The sequence below is a fragment of the Micromonospora sp. CA-244673 genome, assembly GCF_050948395.1.
Taxonomy (GTDB): Bacteria; Actinomycetota; Actinomycetes; order Mycobacteriales; family Micromonosporaceae; genus Micromonospora.
This window is the reverse complement of sequence record NZ_CP192019.1, coordinates 4988708-5003915: the sequence shown is the minus strand read 5'-3', so window position 1 is coordinate 5003915 and position 15208 is coordinate 4988708. Positions and strand designations below refer to the sequence as shown.

Annotated in this window: 14 protein-coding genes and 1 pseudogene; 4 read left to right on the top strand and 11 right to left on the bottom strand. The window is 74.9% G+C overall.

Annotated elements, in window-relative coordinates; genetic code table 11:
- Nucleotides 1-54 precede the first annotated feature (54 nt).
- From tnpB to ACQP12_RS22805, 5 genes are all read right to left on the bottom strand, one after another.
- Nucleotides 55-1428, bottom strand: a complete 1374-nt coding sequence (gene tnpB / locus ACQP12_RS22825) for an IS607 family element RNA-guided endonuclease TnpB (protein ID WP_433289389.1) — start codon at nucleotides 1426-1428, stop codon at nucleotides 55-57.
- A 5-nt stretch (nucleotides 1429-1433) separates the two neighbouring features.
- Nucleotides 1434-1730 carry a hypothetical protein gene (locus tag ACQP12_RS22820; protein ID WP_433281874.1) on the bottom strand — a complete coding sequence of 99 codons (297 nt, stop codon included), beginning with the start codon at nucleotides 1728-1730 and terminating at the stop codon, nucleotides 1434-1436.
- Nucleotides 1730-2308 (bottom strand): IS607 family transposase, encoded by a 579-nt coding sequence (locus ACQP12_RS22815; protein ID WP_433281872.1) that lies wholly within the window; start codon nucleotides 2306-2308, stop codon nucleotides 1730-1732. Before ACQP12_RS22815 ends, ACQP12_RS22820 begins: the two co-directional genes overlap by 1 nt.
- Nucleotides 2309-2423: 115 nt before the next feature.
- Nucleotides 2424-3275, bottom strand: coding sequence for a DUF1028 domain-containing protein (locus ACQP12_RS22810; protein WP_433281870.1), 852 nt, complete (start codon nucleotides 3273-3275; stop codon nucleotides 2424-2426).
- A gap of 54 nt (nucleotides 3276-3329) precedes the next feature.
- The gene (locus tag ACQP12_RS22805; protein ID WP_433281868.1) at nucleotides 3330-4565 is read right to left on the bottom strand and encodes a low temperature requirement protein A; all 1236 of its coding nucleotides are present in this window, start codon (nucleotides 4563-4565) and stop codon (nucleotides 3330-3332) included.
- A gap of 187 nt (nucleotides 4566-4752) precedes the next feature.
- Here ACQP12_RS22805 and ACQP12_RS22800 point away from each other — a divergent pair, with 187 nt between their 5' ends.
- The 3 genes from ACQP12_RS22800 (at nucleotide 4753) to ACQP12_RS22790 (ending at nucleotide 7316) form a co-directional block, all read left to right on the top strand.
- Complete coding sequence (locus tag ACQP12_RS22800; protein ID WP_433289387.1) at nucleotides 4753-5733, top strand: LLM class F420-dependent oxidoreductase; 981 nt, start codon at nucleotides 4753-4755, stop codon at nucleotides 5731-5733.
- 1 nt (nucleotide 5734) lies between these two features.
- Nucleotides 5735-6535 (top strand): SDR family oxidoreductase, encoded by an 801-nt coding sequence (locus ACQP12_RS22795; protein WP_357948284.1) that lies wholly within the window; start codon nucleotides 5735-5737, stop codon nucleotides 6533-6535.
- Nucleotides 6536-6608: 73 nt separating this feature from the next.
- Nucleotides 6609-7316: a hypothetical protein gene (locus ACQP12_RS22790; RefSeq protein WP_433281866.1), complete on the top strand. Its 708-nt coding sequence runs from the start codon at nucleotides 6609-6611 to the stop codon at nucleotides 7314-7316.
- Nucleotides 7317-8060: 744 nt separating this feature from the next.
- Here ACQP12_RS22790 and ACQP12_RS22785 read toward each other — a convergent pair.
- Nucleotides 8061-8195, bottom strand: a pseudogene (locus ACQP12_RS22785) (hypothetical protein); the annotation flags it as partial.
- An 83-nt stretch (nucleotides 8196-8278) separates the two neighbouring features.
- On the opposite strand from ACQP12_RS22785, the gene ACQP12_RS22780 reads away from it, so the two are divergent.
- Entirely contained in the window at nucleotides 8279-9085 is an 807-nt protein-coding gene (locus ACQP12_RS22780) for an SDR family oxidoreductase (RefSeq protein ID WP_433281864.1), read from the top strand.
- 57 nt (nucleotides 9086-9142) lie between these two features.
- Here the strand turns inward: ACQP12_RS22780 and ACQP12_RS22775 are convergent, their stop codons facing one another.
- From ACQP12_RS22775 to ACQP12_RS22755, 5 genes are all read right to left on the bottom strand, one after another.
- Nucleotides 9143-10018, bottom strand: coding sequence for a hypothetical protein (locus ACQP12_RS22775; RefSeq protein ID WP_433281862.1), 876 nt, complete (start codon nucleotides 10016-10018; stop codon nucleotides 9143-9145).
- Nucleotides 10015-10524 (bottom strand): SigE family RNA polymerase sigma factor, encoded by a 510-nt coding sequence (locus tag ACQP12_RS22770; RefSeq protein WP_433281860.1) that lies wholly within the window; start codon nucleotides 10522-10524, stop codon nucleotides 10015-10017. Before ACQP12_RS22770 ends, ACQP12_RS22775 begins: the two co-directional genes overlap by 4 nt.
- Before the next feature lie 165 nt (nucleotides 10525-10689).
- On the bottom strand, nucleotides 10690-13035 hold the full coding sequence (locus ACQP12_RS22765; protein ID WP_433281858.1) for a transglutaminaseTgpA domain-containing protein: 2346 nt from the start codon (nucleotides 13033-13035) through the stop codon (nucleotides 10690-10692).
- Nucleotides 13011-14207, bottom strand: coding sequence for a DUF58 domain-containing protein (locus ACQP12_RS22760; RefSeq protein WP_433281856.1), 1197 nt, complete (start codon nucleotides 14205-14207; stop codon nucleotides 13011-13013). The genes ACQP12_RS22765 and ACQP12_RS22760 overlap by 25 nt, the downstream gene beginning before the upstream one ends.
- A gap of 3 nt (nucleotides 14208-14210) precedes the next feature.
- Nucleotides 14211-15206 (bottom strand): AAA family ATPase, encoded by a 996-nt coding sequence (locus tag ACQP12_RS22755; RefSeq protein WP_433281854.1) that lies wholly within the window; start codon nucleotides 15204-15206, stop codon nucleotides 14211-14213.
- Nucleotides 15207-15208 lie beyond the last annotated feature (2 nt).

The following is a 15208-nucleotide window of genomic DNA, read 5'->3' as shown; positions in this document are numbered from 1 at the left end:
TAGCCGCGCACCGGACGGGCGACGACGCGCGAGACCTTGCGAAGCCGTTGCCTTTCATGAAGCGCTGGTAGGCGCATGATCGGCAGTCCCGCCTTGCGGTGGGGCGGTCCCGGTCTGACCCGCCGAGGCGGTGCCGGGTAGACGCTTCACAGCCACCGGCCCGCCGGGGCGGGTCTTACGGTCGGCTCCACGTCCGTTTACAGTCTCCGAGCCACTCCCGGCGACCACGAGTTGTGCGAGGTTGCGTGCGGCGTTGAGATCCCGGTCCAGGACCAGAAGACACGCCTGGCAGGTGAAGGTCCGGATCCGCAGCGGCAGTTTGGGTTTCACCGCGCCGCAGCCCGAACAGGTCTTGGAGGATGGATACCACCGGTCGGCGGTCACGAGCTGGCCGCCGTTCCAGACGGTCTTGTACGCGAGTTGCCGGCGGATCTCCCCGAACCCGGCGTCGCTGATGACCCTGGCCAGGCGACGGTTGCGCACCATCCCGGCCACGTTGAGGTCTTCGACCACGATCGTGGCGTACTCACCGGCCAACCGCGTGGTGAGTTTGTGCAGTCCGTCGCGGCGCAGGTTCGCCACCCGGGCATGTTGTCGGGACAGCCGCTTCGATGTCCGCTCCCAGCGGCGGGAGGCGGTGATCCGGGTGCGGGTGGCCGGGTCGTAAGGGCCGCGTTTGCGGGCCATGGCGCGTCCGAGGCGGCGAAGGCTTCGCTGGGCGGCATCCAGGTGGCGGGGGTTGGGTTCGACGTCCCCGGTGGACAACACCGCCAGACGGTGGATGCCGACGTCGACACCGACCACCCCCGTCGGTCTGCTCGGCTTACGATCTGATCGTTCGACCTCGCAGGTGAACGCCACGTGCCAGCGGCCCGCCTCGCGCCGCACCGTGGCGGACAGGATGCGGGCGGTGCCGGCCTCGAGCCGGCGGGCCAGCTTGCGGGCGGACTCGTGTAGCTTGATCGTTCCCAACCGGGGCAGGGTCACATGCTTGCGGTCGGGCGCGACGCGGATGACCCCGGTGGTGAATCGCACGGACGGGGTCGTGCGGCGCTTCGACTTGCGCCGCGGGAAACCGACCAGCCTACCGGCGCGCTTGCCGCAGCGGGAGTCGGACCAGTTCTTCAACGCGCGGGCGAGCGCATCCAGGCCGGTGTTGTACGCCTCCTTCGAGCACTCCCGCCACCACGGCGCCACCTCGTCCTTGACTTGGTTCCACTCACGGCGCAGCGCCGGTAGCGTCCAACCAACGGCCGGGGTGAGCTGATCGTCGCCGATGCCGTAGGAACGTTCGGCGGCGCGCTGCGCCATCACCGCCTTCACCCGGTCCAGGGCCCAGTTGTGAGCCTTCCTTGCCGCACCAGCGTGACGGGCCAGGTCCCGCTCCTGACCGGGGGTTAGGTCCAGGGCGAAGCGGTAGGCCTGCATCACCTTCACGCGATGCCACCCACGGCCTCGTCGACGATCTGCTTGGCCTGGCCGAGAGCCATGATCGCTCGAGCACGACCGATGGCGTCCATGTCCTCCTGGGTCGGCACGACGTCACGCCAACCCCAAAATCCGCCGGCAGCGTTGATGATCTGCTCACGTACCAGCCCTGGGGGCTGGTCATCCTTCGGCCCGCGCTCGGGTGTGCAGTAGTAGCCGTCACACGGCTCGATCCTGGACGGTCTGAGCGTCTGCGTCTTCGCGCAGCCGTTGCACCTCACCACGGCCTTCCCTGCGGCCATCAGCGCGCGCCCGCTGCGGTGACGGCCTGAACTGCACGGCGGGCACGGTCCGCCGCCGCACGACGCCCGTACAGGCGGGCGCCGAGGCTGGTCAGAATCTCGGTCACGTCCCGGACCAGGTCGTCGTCAACCTCCGCGGTGTCGACAACCAAGAGACGCCGCCCCTGCGCAGCCAGCGCCGCCTCGACATACTCGGCACCGAAGCGAGCGAACCTGCCGCGATGTTCCACCACGATCGTGGTCACCGACGCATCACGCAGCAGGGCGAGGAACTTCTTCCGGTGTCCATTGAGCGCGGAACCGACCTCGGTCACCACACGCGACACCACCAGCCCTTGCCCAGTGGCCCACCCGGTCACCCGGGCAACCTGGCGGTCCAGGTCGGCGCGCTGCTCCGCCGAGGACACCCGCGCATACACAACGACCGACTCCGCCACGGGCTCCGTCGAGCCCGACACCTCCACCAGGATCAGCCGTCCGACCTTGCGAGCGGGGACGGGTAGCCGGCCTTCCCGGAACCACCGGTATGCGGTGACGTGATGCACGCCCTCGCGCTCCGCCCACTGCTTCAAGTTCACTCACGCATCATAAAGCATCATCGATGGACGGCTGTTGACAGCCCTTACGGTTCACCTCGCGCCGCGATCCCGCGCCGCACCGGCCGGCGGTCCGGCGCGGATTGTCCGGCGGCGATCAGGCGCCGGTGGCCGGCGCGGTGATGCGGCGCAGGTGGTCCAGGACGACGGGATCGATCCGGCCGGGGACGATGCGCTCCTCCAGGTTCTCGACGCCGGCCCAGGCGTCGAGCGCCTCCTCCACCCCGGCGGGGCCGACCGGGTGGCCGGCGGCGGCCAGCAGCGCCGTCACCTCGTCGGCGACCGGCCCGGTGAGGTCGAGCAGGGTGGCCGGGTCGGGCTTGCCGAAGAGCAGCGTGTGGATGGCGAGCAGCCGCCCCAGCTCGCCGACCGGGTCGCGGTGGTCGTCGACCCGCAGGTCGACCAGCTCGTCGCCGGTGCCGGCGTAGCCGCCGTGCCGCTGCACCACGAACAGGGCGGCGCTCTGCCGCCCCCGCCGGTCGCCGCCGGCCCGGTCACCGGCGGCGAGGGCCGCCAGCAGCCGCTGCGGAAACGGCAGGTCGGCCCCGCCCAGCCAGGTGTCCCGGAGCGCGTCGATGACCTCCGGGCCGGCCAGGATGTTGCCCTGCGCCGCCCAGCCGTCGCCGGACTGGCCGCCCGCCCAGGGGTGGCAGCGCGGCCCGGTCCACGTGGCGCCGTCGCCCTTCGCTCCCACCACACCGAGCTGCCGGTCGTCGCGGCCCGGGTCGGCGGCGATCAGGCCGGCCACGACGTCGGCCGCGGGCACGCCGGTGCGCAGCATGGTGAGCCCCTGCGCGCGGTACGCCAGGTTCGCGTGGGCCTGGCTGGCGATCGCGCCGACCTCGGCCTCGGCGGCCGGCACCAGCGCCCCGGCGGCGAGGAACTTGCTGGCCACGGCGATGCCGTGCAGGAGCCCGTCGGCGGAGCGCGCCACGATCGAGAAGGTCACCCGCGGATGGTATCGCCGGGGCGAGGCCGCCAGCGGCCCACGACGGGGTCGTGGTCAGAACGGCGGGGCGGCCTCCTCCGGTGGGCGGCCCCAGGCGCGGCGGGCGTCGGCGATCGCCACCCCGAGCAGCACCAGCGGGGCGGCGAACGCCGCGACCAGCGGCGTGGCGATCGCCGCGGTCAGCGGCAGGGCGGGCTTGAGCACCGGCATGAGCAGCACCAGCACGAGGACGGCCACCCAGCGCGACGGGGACACCCGGCCGAACACCTCGTACTCGAAGCGCGCCCGCCCGAGCAGGAAGAACGCCGGACCGCCGAGGATCATGGCGAGCCACCCGACCTCGTTGTGGCCGGTCGGGTGCTCGTTGACCAGCTCGTAGCCGATCGCGGTGGACACCACGCCGATCACCATCACCAGGTGGGTGTCGGCGGCGGAGCGGCCGATGGTGGCCGGGTGCGCGGCCCGGGTCACGGCCTCGCCCAGGATCCGCCCGGCCCGCTGCACGTAGATCCGCCAGAGCAGCACCGAGGTGAGCAGCGCCGCGGCGAACGCGGCGGTGCGGGTGGCGCTGTTCGGTGCCCGGCTGTACGCCAGCCCGGCGATCAGGATCGTCTCGCCGAGCGCGACCAGGAAGAACTGCTGGTAACGCTCGGCCAGGTGCTCCCCGTGGATGTCCCAACGGGAGACGGTCGACCGGCCGAGCCCGGGCACCGGCCAGCCGAACCGGGACGCCAGGTACTCCAGCAGGAGCGCGAGCGTCCAGAGCGTCACCCGTGTGTTGACGGGCAGCAGTGCGCCGGCCAGCCAGAGCACCCCGGTCACGCTGAACGTGATCAGCATGCGCTTCTTCAGCTGGCGGTGCTGGATCCGACCGAGGGTCAGCAGCAGAATCCCCGGCCGGGTCACCTGCACCACCACGTACGCGACGGCGAGGGCCAGGCCGGTGCTGCTGAAGGCACGGGGGATCGCGACCGCCATCACCATGCTGCCCACCAGCGCGATGACCACGATGACCTGGAGCCAGATGTGGTACGGGTCGTAGCGGCTGGTGGTCCAGGCGGTGCCCTGCCAGACAGCCCAGAGCGCGAGGAACAACAGCAGCGTCTTGCCGCCCCCGGTCAGCGCCGTCCAGCCGGTCTTGCCCCCTTCCAGCGCCAGGTCCTCGAAGGCGCGGGCGGAGATCCGGGTCAGCGCGAAGACGAACACCAGGTCGAAGAACAGCTCCAGGAACGTCGCCCGGTTCGGGCCGCCGTCCGGCCGGAGCAGGGCGGCCGGCTCCGGAATCCTCACCGCCGCTTCCCGACCCCGGTCCACCCCATCTGGCAGTCGTAGCACTCTTTCCGGGTGGTAGCGCCGCGTACCGGCCGCATCACCCCTGCGACTGCGCGCGTCGCGCCGCGGCCGGGAACCGCCGGTCGGGATCTTGCCCCGGACGGCGGCCACCGGGCACGATCGACCGGTGACGAATCGATGGGGCATGACCGTGCCGCTGGCCGGCGTCACGCTCGCCGACCACGCCACGGTCTACGCGGCGCTCGACCGGGCCGGCTTCACCGACGTCTGGTCGTCGGAGGTCGCCGGCACCGACGCGTTCACCCCCCTCGCGCTCGCCGCCGCCTGGCAACCGCGGCTGCGCCTGGGCACCGCGATCGCCCCGGTGTTCACTCGGGGGCCCGGGCTGCTCGCGATGAGCGCCGCCGCCCTCGCCGAGGCCGCGCCGGGCCGCTTCGCGCTGGGCATCGGCGCCTCCTCGCCGGTGCTCGTCCGGGACTGGAACGCGGTGCGCTTCGACGAGCCGTTCGCGCGGACCCGGGACGTGCTGCGCTTCCTGCGCGCCGCGCTGCGCGGGGAGACCGTCGACGAGGTGTACGACACCTTCACCGTCCGGCGGTTCACCCTGGAACGCCCGCCGTCGGTGCCGCCGCCCGTGCTGCTGGCCGCCCTGCGGCCGGGCATGCTGCGGCTCGCCGCCGCCGAGGCCGACGGGGTTATCCTCAACTGGCTGGCCGCCGACGACGTGCCCACCGCCCTGGCCGAGCTGGGCGAGCGCCGCCCGGGTTTCGAGGTCGCCGCCCGGATCTTCGTCTGCCCCACCGAGGACGCCGCGTACGCGCGGGCGCTGGGCCGCCGGCTGATCACCGGCTACCTCACCGTGCCGGCGTACGCGGCCTTCCACCGGTGGCTGGGGCGCCAGGACAGCCTCGGCCCGATGTGGGAGGCGTGGGCCGCCGGGGACCGGCGGGGCGCCTCGGCGGCGGTGCCGGACGAGGTGGTCGACGCGTTGATCCTGCACGGCTCGCCCGAGGAGTGCGTCGCCCAGGCTCGCCGGTACGCCGACCACGGCGTGGACGTGCCGGTGCTGGCGCTGCTGCCCACCCCGGAGCTGGCCGCCGGCGGGGCGGCGGCCTGGGCCGGTCTGCTTCCGCGGCTCGGTGTGACCGGCGGGGAGGCGGGCTGAGATGAACCTGACCGACCGGGTGGCCGTGATCACCGGCGGGGCGGGCGGCATCGGGGCGGCGCTCGGCCGCCGGTTCGCCGCCGAGGGTGCCGCCGCCGTCGTCTTGGCCGACCTCGACGCCGGGGCCGCGCGTGCCGTGGCCGAGGGCATCGGGCCGGTGGCGCACGGCGTCGGCCTCGACGTCACCGACGAGGCGCAGGTGCGGGCGCTGGTCGACGAGACCGAGCGCCGCTACGGCCGCATCGACCTGTTCTGCGCCAACGCCGGGGTGTCCACCGGCGGGGGAGTGGACGCGCCCGACGCCGACTGGGAACGCGCCTGGCGGGTCAACGTGCTGGGGCACGTGCACAGCGCCCGGGCGGCGCTGCCGTCGATGCTCCGGCGCGGCCAGGGCTACCTGCTCTTCACCTGCTCGGCGGCGGGCGTGCTGACCGCGGTGGGCGACGCCCCGTACACGGCGACGAAGCACGCGGCCGTCGGCCTCGCCGAATGGCTTGCCATCACCTACCGGGACGCCGGCGTTCGGGTCAGCGCGCTCTGTCCGCAGGGCGTGGACACGCCGATGCTCGCCGGTGGCCTGGCCGAGGGCCACCTGGGTGCCCGCGTGATCGCCGCCTCCGGCGCGATCCTCACCCCCGACCAGGTCGCCGATGCCACCATCGCCGGGCTGGCCGAGGAGCGGTTCCTCATCCTGCCGCACCCGGAGGTCGCCGGCTACGCCCGCCGCCGCGCCGAGGACCCCGACGGCTGGCAGGCCGGCCTGCGCAAACTCGTCCGCAAGCTGCGCGCCGCGGAACGGTAGGAGGAGCTGTCGTGGTGATCGGGGGCGCGTGGTTCCAGGCGGGTCTCAATATCGAGACCGCCGGGGCGGCCCGGTGAATCCCCAAGAGACGGCCCCTCGGGTCGTGACGGAAGAGGACTTCGCCGCCTTCACGGCCGGTCAGCTTCTGGACGTGATGAAAGCCCTCACGATGATCCTGACTCTGCCCCAGTCAGCTGCCGACCACGTCGAGGCGCTCGTCGTCGCCACCGGTCAGGGTGAAGATTGGCGTCTCACCCATGCGATCCGCTGCTGGGAGGCGAACCCGGGGTTCCGCCACCTGCTGGTCGCGAACGGGAATCCGACCGAAGAAACCTACGCCGAGATCACCTTCGACCACCTGCGGAGTCTCGGCCTTCGTCGCCTCAGTGGGGTCTGTCTCCAAGCCGAGCCGGCTCCCAACACCGGCCTGCAGGCCGCATGGATCGCCGACGAGGTCCGCGCACGCGGGATCACCAGCCTCGCGCTCGCCGTCTCTCCCTACCACCTGACCCGCGCCTACCTCACAGTCCTCAAGGCATTCGCCAGGAGTGGAACGCGCCTTCCGATCATTCCGTTGCCCGTGGCCATTCCCCCGGACACACCCGTCCCGGAAACGGGAGCAACCGCCTACGAGCTCGTGCCCGGTGAGGTCAAGCGCATCCTCACCTACGTGGGCAACGGTTGGCTCGCCACAGCGGCGGAACTGCAGGAGTACCTGCGGTGGCTCTGGAGCCATCACACGGCACTCCTCGTGCCGAGCCCGGCCGACAGCGGCAGGTGAACGGCCCGGCAGGGCGAACAGGGCGAGGGTCAGCGCGGAGAGTCGCCACGGTCGGGCGCTGGTCAGCGGCGCCAGCGCAGCGGGCCGGGGTGGACGGTCCACAGGAGGCGGCGCCAGCGGGAGCGGGTGCCGCGGGAGGGCGGTGACGTAGCCGGTGGCGAGGGCCGCCGCCCGGTCGGGCTGCGCCGGGGTGGCCGTGCCGGGAGCGAAGGCCACCTGATTGAGCAGACCAGCCAGTTCGTCCACCTCGCCACCCACCGGAACCTGCCCGGCCTGTGCCTCGGCGAGGTTGCGGCGGGCCCGGTCGGCCACCTCCGCCGCCGTGAGGTCCGCGCCGGCCGGGTGGCCGGCCAGCCGCAGCGCGTCGGTCAGCTCCCGCCAGGCGCCCGCGATCCGGCGGCCTGGGTCGCCGTCGGCCAGCCGGCCGCGGGTCAGGTTGCGGCGCAGCGCGGCCAGGGTCAGCAGCGGCGCCCCGAGCAGCAGCAGCAGGCCGCCGGCGCTGCCGCCGACCAGCACCGGCGTACCCGGTCCGGCCTGGCCGCCACGCCGGTCGGGGGCGGCCGCCGCCGGTGGCGTGGCCGTGGGTTCCACGGTCGGTGCGGGCACCTCGGACGGCGGCGGGTCCTCCGGCTTCGGCCGGAAGTCCTCCTCCACGGGGCGCGGCTCCTCGTCCGGACGTGGCATGGGGTCGAACGGCACCCACCCGACGCCCTCGAACAGCACCTCCGGCCAGGCGTACGCGTCCGCCGCCCGGACCGGGGTGCCGGACGAGGTGGTCGACGCGTTGATCCTGCACGGCTCGCCCGAGGAGTGCGTCGCCCAGGCCCGCCGGTACGCCGACCACGGCGTGGACGTGCCCGTGCTGGCGCTGCTGCCCACCCCGGAGCTGACCGCCGGCGGCGCGGCGGCCTGGGCCGGTCTGCTTCCGCGGCTCGGCGTGACCGGCGGGGAGGCGGGCTGAGATGAACCTGACCGACCGGGTGGCCGTGATCACCGGCGGGGCCGGCGGCATCGGGGCGGCGCTCGGCCGCCGGTTCGCCGCCGAGGGCGCCGCCGCCGTCGTCTTGGCCGACCTCGACGCCGGGGCCGCGCGCGCCGTGGCCGAGGGCATCGGGCCGGTGGCCCACGGCGTCGGCCTCGACGTCACCGACGAGGCGCAGGTGCGGGCGCTGGTCGACGAGACCGAGCGCCGCTACGGCCGCATCGACCTGTTCTGCGCCAACGCCGGGGTGTCCACCGGCGGGGGAGTGGACGCGCCCGACGCCGACTGGGAACGCGCCTGGCGGGTCAACGTGCTGGGGCACGTGCACAGCGCCCGGGCGGCGCTGCCGTCGATGCTCCGGCGCGGCCAGGGCTACCTGCTCTTCACCTGCTCGGCGGCGGGCGTGCTGACCGCAGTGGGCGACGCCCCGTACACGGCGACGAAGCACGCGGCCGTCGGCCTCGCCGAATGGCTTGCCATCACCTACCGGGACGCCGGCGTTCGGGTCAGCGCGCTCTGCCCGCAGGGCGTGGACACCCCGATGCTCGCCGGTGGCCTGGCCGAGGGCCACCTGGGCGCCCGCGTGATCGCCGCCTCCGGCGCGATCCTCACCCCCGACCAGGTTGCCGACGCCACCATCGCCGGGCTGGCCGAGGAGCGGTTCCTCATCCTGCCGCACCCGGAGGTCGCCGGCTACGCCCGCCGCCGCGCCGAGGACCCCGACGGCTGGCAGGCCGGCCTGCGCAAACTCGTCCGCAAGCTGCGCGCCGCCGGGCCGGTTAGCTGAGCGGCCGCGACGGACCGGGCCCGGCCGGTGGGTTCTCGGCCGGGCCACGACGCCTGATCACTGCAGGTGGAACCGATCGTCCATGGCGAGGGCCGCGAGCTGCGGCACGGTGAACGGCATTTTCGCCAGTCCGTGCTGAGGGCTGCCGAAGTTCGGGGTCTGCGCGACGAAGGTGACCACGCCGTCCGGGTGCCGGTAGGCCGACCACTGCTCGAACCGTCGGTCGACGGTGGGGCGGACGACCACCCCGACCTTCGCGTCGCCGACGGTCACCACCTGGCATTCGCCCTGCATACCCCAGAACTGCCGGGTCAGGGCACACGGCTCGGTCGGCAGCCTGTTCCCGCGGGTGTACACCTCGACGAGTACGCGCCCCGTCCGGTCTCCCTGGGTCACGGTGGCGGTGGACGTGTAGCGCCACACGTCGACGCCCTCCACCCTGTCCTCGAACTCGGCCTGGCTGCCGCGCGGCGGGTCGTCGTCCGCGGGCTGGTTCGGCCGGTTCTCCGGCACGACGTATCCGGCCGGCACCGCGGAGATCAACTCGTTGAGCAGCCGGACCGCCTGGTCGTACCGGTTGCCTGCCCTCGCGGTCCGGTCCTCCTGCGGGCGGCCGTCCGGGCCGGTCGGCCACGCCGACGCGGTCTCCGGCGCCGACGGAGCCGGGCTGGGCTTCGTCCCGGACGCCGACGGGCTCAACCCGCCGGGACCGGCGGTGCCGGTGCCCGGGACACCCGCCCCCGTGGTGCCGACCGCCGCGACGCCGGCGACCGCCAGCACCACCGCCGCAGACCCGGCGCAGGCCCAGCCGGTACGCCGTCGCGCCCGGGTACGCCGTGCCGCGCCGAGCGCGGTCGTGGCGTCCAGCGGCGGCGGTGGTACGACGCCGGCCATCTCGTGACGCAGCGCCTCGCGCAGCTCTTCCCCGTTCATCCGTGCCCCCTCTCGATCGCGCTGTACGCGGGCAGCACCAGCTCCCGCAGGTTCTCCAGACCCCGGGCGGCTTGGCTCTTCACCGTTCCGGCCGAGCACCCCAACATTGCGGCGGTGTCCTCGACGGACAGGTCCTCCCAGTAGCGGAGCACCAGGACCGCCCGCTGGCGCGGCGCCACGGCGGCGAGCGCCTGGAGCAGCACCATGCGGTTCTCCGGGGACTCCGGCGGTGTCGGCCGTTCCACGCCCTCCCCGCCGACCCGCTCCCGTCGCCACCAGCCGCGCCGCCTCTCGTCCAGGAAGGTCCGGACCAGGATCTGTCGTACGTAGGCGTCGAGCACCTCGTGCCGGGAGACCCGGTTCCAGACCAGGTAGAGCTTCGTGAACGCGCTCTGGACCAGGTCCTCCGCCCGGTGCCAGTCGCCGCAGAGCAGGTACGCCGTACCACGCATCGCATCCGATCTCGCCGCGAAGTACTCCGCGAACGCCGCGTCGCGGTCACCCATGCCAGCCTCCGATTCCCTTGTCGGGGATAGTCACGCCCGGTCGGGCGCCGAGGGTTGCGCCGCCGGGGCCAGGACTTTCCTGGCGCGACGCCCGACCCGGGCCGGGCGGGCGGGAAGGCGTCGGTTCCGGGACGAGGCTCGCTGGTCCGCGTCAGTCCCCGCGGGTCAGCGATGCCAGCGCAGCGGACCGGGGTGCACCCGCCACAGCAGCCGCCGCCACCGGGCGCGGGCGCCGCGCAGGGCTGACACGTACCCCCCGGCCAGGGTCGCGGCCCGCTCCGCCTGCTCGGTGGTCACGCTGCCCGGCGCGAACCCCACCTGGTTGAGCAGCCCGGCCAGCTCGTCGACCGCCCCGCCCGGCCGGTCCGCGGTCACGTCCGCCGGACCGCCGTCGGCCGCTTGAGCCTCGGCGAGGGTACGCCGGGCGAACGCGGCGACCTCCGCCGCCGTGAGGTCCGCGCCGGCCGGGTGGCCGGCGAGCCGTAGCGCGTCGGTGAGCTCCCGCCAGGCGCCCGCGATCCGGCGGCCCGGGTCGCCCTGCGCCAGCCGGCTGCGGGTCAGGTTGCGGCGCAGCGCGGCCAGGGTCAGCAGCAGCGCCCCGAGCAGCAGCACCAGGCCGCCGGCGCCGCCGCCGACCAGCACCGGCGTACCCGGTCCGGCCTGGCCGCCGCGCGGGTCGGGGGCGGCCGCCGCCGGTGGCGTGGCCGTGGGTTCCACGGTCGGCGCGGGCACCTCGGACGGCGGCGGGTCCTCCGGCTTCGGCCGGAAGTCCTCCTCCACGGGGCGCGGCTCCTCGTCCGGGCGCGGCATGGGGTCGAACGGCACCCACCCGACGCCCTCGAACAGCACCTCCGGCCAGGCGTACGCGTCCGCCGCCCGGACCGGGCCGTCGGCCTTGGGCTCGAAGCCCACCACGACCCGGGTGGGCAGGCCGGCCAGCCGGCCCAGCACCGCGAACGACGCCGCGAACTGCTCGGACGTGCCGCGCTGCCCGCCGCCGTTGCGCGGCCCGAACAGGAAGAACGCCAGGTTCGGGTACGCGTGCCCGCTCGGCGCGTCCGCGGTCACCCGGTAGTGCTCGGCGAGGAAGTCCGCGATCGCGGCACCCCGGGCGTACGGGGCGCCGTTCTCCTCGGCGAGCTGGGTGGCCAGCCGGCGCATCTGCTCCGGGGCACCGTCGGCGACCCGCAGGACCCGGGCCACCGCGTCGCCGGCCGGCACGTTCGCCGTGCTGAGCAGGTTCACGTCCGGCTGCTCCCGGACCGAGGCGACCGTGTACCGCAGCCCCGGCGCCAGCCCTTCCGGCCGGATCAGCGTCCCGGTCGCCGGGTCGTACGCCACCCGCGCGCCGCTCACCTCACGCGGGGTCGGCACGGCGGGCAGCAGCCGCCCGGTCAGGTCGGCCACCGTGATCTCCTGGCGTACCGGGTCGGTGGCGGTGCCGCCCGCCGGCTCGGCGGCCGGCAGGATCCGCCCCGCGTTCCGGTAGGTGGCGCCCACCCGCCAGGTCACCCCGTCGTAGTCGCTGAGCACCGCCAGCCGGATCCGCGGCGGCCCGGCCTGCGTGGCGCCCGCCTCGGTGCGCACGTCGAGCAGCTTCTGGTCGGGGTTCAGCGCCCACCCGGAGATCCGGATGAGCGGGTTCTCGTCCAGCGACTCCACCTGCGGCGGCTCGACGTAGCGGCGCGGGTCGACCGGCCGGTCGTCCACCTGGCCGGCCACCACCGGGGCGAGCAGCGCGGCGAGGGCCACCACCACCGCCACGCCGGCCGCGCCGGCCGCGACCAGCCGCAGCCGCACCGCCGCGCGCACCGCCGGGGCGAGACCGGCCACCGGGTCCGCGCCGGCCGGGTCGGCCCGCCCGCCGGGCGCCGCCAGGCCGATGGCGGCGACCGCCGCGAACAGCACCGTCGGCCCGACCGCCGGGCCCGCGTTCGGGCCGACCACGTAGAGCGCGCCGGCGTAGAGCAGCACCGGCGGCAGGTAGCCGAGCAGGACCCGGCCGGCCCGCAGCGCCACCTCGGCGGCGGCCAGCCCGGCGAGCCAGGCGGCGACCACCGGGACGAGCACGGTGTCCGGGGCCGGCTCCACCGGGATCATCGCGGTGAGCAGCCGGGGGATGGCGTTGCGGGCGGCGTCCGCCGCCACCTCGCCGAGGCCGCCGGGCAGCGCCGCGTGGGCGGCGGCCAGCCGCAGCGACAGCAGCGCCCAGCCGGCCAGCGCGGCCACCGACAGCGGCGCCACCAGCCAGGACGGCAGCCGCCGGGTGGCGACGCTCACCAGCACGGAGCCGACCGCCGCGCCGGCTGTCAGGCGGGTCAGCAGCGGGTCCGCGTAGACCCGGCCCAGCACCACACCGGCCAGCGCGATCATGACGATCAGCGCCAGCGGCACCGGCACGGCCCGCAGCACCCGCGCCACGGGACCCGGCCCGCCGCCGGCCGGCCCGGCCGGCGCGTCGACCGCCGGGCGCGGCGGCGTCACGGTCACCACCGGCGGATCCCGTCCCACTCGGCGGCGAACCCGGCGCCGTCCGCCGCGTCCACCACCACCAGGCCCGCCGCGCCGGCCGCCGTCGGCTCGGCCGCCCCGAACATTCCGACCACCACCGACGGGTACGCGCGGCGCAGCGCGCCGACGTGCCCCAGGTCGCCACGGGCGCCCGGCCCGGTGAGGAAGACGAGTGTGTCGCCGAGCCGTTCCTGCCGCAGCCGGCCCAGCGCGGTACGCAGCACGTCCTCCCCGCCGTCGGCCAGCTCCGCCGCGGCGAGCCGGTCCAGCGGGCCGTGCGACACGGCCAGCTCGGCGTGCCGGACACCGCGCGACGACCCGGAGCCGTCGGCAGCCTCGGCGGGGGGCGCGACCAGCAGCAGGGTCACCGGCAGGTCCTCCCGGGTCGCGGCGGCCACCACGGACGCCGCCGCCTCGCACCCCGACTCGAACGACTCGGCCGTGCCGGCGTCCCGGTCCGGGTGGGCGGCCGCCCGGTTGTCCAGCACCACCACGAGCCGGGGCAGGCTGGTGTCCACGTTCTCCCGCACCATCAGCTCGCCGACCTTGGCGCTGGTCCGCCAGTGCACCCGGCGTAGCTCGTCGCCGACCACGTACTCGCGCAGCGAGTCGAAGGTGATCGAGCCGTGCGGCACGCTGTCGGTGCGCCCGTCCAGGCTGCGGCCCGCGCCCGTCGGCACCGCCGACAGCGGATGGATGCGCGGGTGCACCCACACCGGCACGGGCTCCCCGTACGCGCGGGCCAGCGACACCAGCCCGAGCGGATCGCGCCGGGTCACCCGCAGCGGCCCGACCGGCACCACACCCCGGCGCCGGGTCGGCACCGGATAGCGCACCTCGGTGTCCCGCCCCGGACGCAACCGCAGCAGCGGCACCGGCACCAGCCGGCCGCCGCACCGGTCCTCGGCCACCAGGTTCGCCGCCCGCAGCCGGCCGGTGTTGCGCACGGTCAGCACCATGGCCGCCGGCTCACCCCGGGCCACCCGGTCCGGGTCGGCCACCCGCTCGACCGTCAGCCGGGGCCGCCAGGCGGCCGTGACCAGCGCGTACCCGACGGCGACGCCGGCCGCCGCGCCGAGCACGGTCAGCTCCGGGTACGCGTACTGGAAGCCGACCCCGAGCAGCACCACGGCGGCGACGAGCAGCCCGACACCACGGGCGGTGATCCCCACCGCTCAGCCGTGGACCGCGGCGGGCTGGCCCGACGGCAGCGGCACCGGCACCGACGCGACCGCCTGGCGCAGCACGTCGGCGGGGGTCACGCCGCGCACCTGCGCGTCGGGGGTGAGCAGCAACCGGTGCGCGAATACCGGCTCGACGAGCGTCTTCAGGTCCTCCGGCATGATCCAGCCCCGCCCGTCGATCAGCGCGTACGCGCACGCCGCCCGGGTCAGCGCGATCACGCCCCGGGGGCTGACCCCGACCCGCACCTGCGGGTGGGTGCGGGTCGCCGCGGCCAGCCGCACCGCGTACGTGTAGAGCGGCTCGGCGATGTGCACCCGCCGGGCCATCTTCACCATCTCCCCGACGGTGGCCGTGTCGGTCACCGCGGTGAGCGAGTCGGGAGAGCGGAGCGTGGCGCCGCGCAGCACCTCCACCTCGACGGCCTCGTCCGGATAGCCGACGGAGAGCTTCACCAGGAACCGGTCGAGCTGGGCCTCGGGCAGCCGGTAGGTGCCGTCCATCTCCACCGGGTTCTGGGTCGCCACCACCAGGAACGGTTGCGGCACCGGGTGGCGTACGCCGTCCACGGTGACCGTTCGCTCCTCCATCACCTCCAGCAGCGCCGACTGGGTCTTCGGCGAGGCCCGGTTGATCTCGTCGGCGATGACGATGTTGGCGAAGACCGGCCCCGGGTGGAACTCGAAACCCCGGCTGGCCTGGTTGAAGATCGTCACCCCGGACACGTCCGAGGGGAGCAGGTCCGGCGTGAACTGGATGCGCCGCCACTGGCCCTTGACGGTCGCCGCGACCGCCCGGGCCAGGGTGGTCTTGCCCACCCCGGGCACGTCCTCCAGCAGCACGTGCCCCTGGGCGAAGAGGGCGGTCAGCGCCAGCCGGACCACCTGCGGCTTGCCCAGCACGACCGCGTTGACGTTCTCGGCCAGCCGGGCGGCCAGGGCGGCGAAGCCCTGCACCTCCGGCTGGGTGAGCGGTTCGTGGGTGTTCACGT

What these genes read in the sequence shown, in the direction of transcription:
- ACQP12_RS22775 (WP_433281862.1), bottom strand. Translation starts at nt 10,018, where the DNA reads ATGAACGGGGAAGAGCTGCGCGAGGCGCTGCGTCACGAGATGGCCGGC.
- ACQP12_RS22820 (WP_433281874.1), bottom strand. Translation starts at nt 1,730, where the DNA reads ATGGCCGCAGGGAAGGCCGTGGTGAGGTGCAACGGCTGCGCGAAGACG.
- ACQP12_RS22770 (WP_433281860.1), bottom strand. Translation starts at nt 10,524, where the DNA reads ATGGGTGACCGCGACGCGGCGTTCGCGGAGTACTTCGCGGCGAGATCG.
- tnpB (WP_433289389.1), bottom strand. Translation starts at nt 1,428, where the DNA reads ATGCAGGCCTACCGCTTCGCCCTGGACCTAACCCCCGGTCAGGAGCGG.
- ACQP12_RS22800 (WP_433289387.1), top strand. Translation starts at nt 4,753, where the DNA reads ATGACCGTGCCGCTGGCCGGCGTCACGCTCGCCGACCACGCCACGGTC.
- ACQP12_RS22795 (WP_357948284.1), top strand. Translation starts at nt 5,735, where the DNA reads ATGAACCTGACCGACCGGGTGGCCGTGATCACCGGCGGGGCGGGCGGC.
- ACQP12_RS22780 (WP_433281864.1), top strand. Translation starts at nt 8,279, where the DNA reads ATGAACCTGACCGACCGGGTGGCCGTGATCACCGGCGGGGCCGGCGGC.